Annotated in this window: 1 protein-coding gene; it reads left to right on the top strand. The window is 76.0% G+C overall.

Going from position 1 to position 1,219, the window contains the following annotated elements; genetic code table 11:
• Nucleotides 1-147 precede the first annotated feature (147 nt).
• The coding region (locus H0488_RS23320; RefSeq protein WP_446685648.1) for an FtsK/SpoIIIE domain-containing protein at nucleotides 148-1,219 on the top strand (1,072 nt) is incomplete at its 3' end.

Raw genomic sequence — 1,219 nt, 5'->3', positions numbered from 1 at the left:
CGGCCGCCGGCAGCCGTCGAGCCGGCGGGTCCGTCCGACCTGGGCGACCTGCTCGGCATCGACGCCTTCGACCCGGCCGTCTGGTGGCGACCCCGGGCACCGCGGGAGCGGCTCCGGGTCCCGATCGGCGTCGGCAGCGAGGGCGTCGTGCACCTCGACCTCAAGGAGTCCGCCCAGCAGGGCATGGGGCCGCACGGCCTCGTCGTCGGCGCGACGGGGAGCGGCAAGTCGGAGCTCCTGCGCACCCTCGTGCTCGGGCTCGCGATGACGCACCCGCCGGACGCGCTCAACCTGGTGCTCGTCGACTTCAAGGGCGGCGCGACGTTCGCCGGCATGGCCGACCTGCCGCACACCTCGGCGGTGATCACCAACCTGGCCGGCGAGCTGGCTCTCGTCGACCGGATGCAGGACGCGCTCGCCGGTGAGCTGGAGCGTCGCCAGGAGCTGCTCCGCGCCGCCGGCAACCTCGCGTCGGTGCACGACTACGCCCGGGCCCGGGCCTCCCACCGGCCCCGGTCGCCGGAGGAGCCGGCGCTGCCAGCGCTGCCGTCGCTGCTGGTCGTGGTCGACGAGTTCTCCGAGCTGCTCTCGACGAAGCCCGAGCTCACCGAGCTGTTCGTCGCGATCGGCCGGCTCGGACGCTCGCTCGGCGTGCACCTGCTGCTCGCCTCACAACGGCTGGAGGAGGGCCGGCTCNCCCACCTCTCCTACCGGGTCGGCCTGCGCACGTTCAGCGCGCAGGAGTCCCGCACCGTGCTCGGCGTGCCCGACGCCTACGAGCTGCCGCCGGTCCCCGGCCTCGGCTACCTCAGGCCCGACCCGACGACGCTGACCCGGTTCCGGGCGGCGTACGTGTCCGGGCCGGTCACCCGCCGTCGAGCGGTACGACGAACCGGCGCCGGCCGGCGTTCGCTCGTGCTGCCGTTCACCGCCCGCGAGGTGTCCGCGGCGCCGAAGCCAGACCTCGGCGAGGACGGCGCAGTCACCGGCCCCCACCGGGGCTCGCTCCTCGACGTCGCCGTCGACCGGATGCGTGGTCGCGGTCCCGCCGCGCACCGGATCTGGCTCCCGCCGCTCGACCGGTCCGACGCCCTCGACCGGCTCCTCCCGGCGGCCCGGGGCCCGCTGCAGATCCCGGTCGGCACCCTGGACCGCCCGCGCGAGCAGCGCCGCGACCCGCTGGTGCTCGATCTCGGCGGCTCCGGCGGCCACGTGGCGG

This window comes from Nocardioides pelophilus (assembly GCF_014180685.1).
GTDB lineage: Bacteria > Actinomycetota > Actinomycetes > Propionibacteriales > Nocardioidaceae > Nocardioides > Nocardioides pelophilus.
This window is presented reverse-complemented; position numbering and strand designations above follow the sequence as displayed.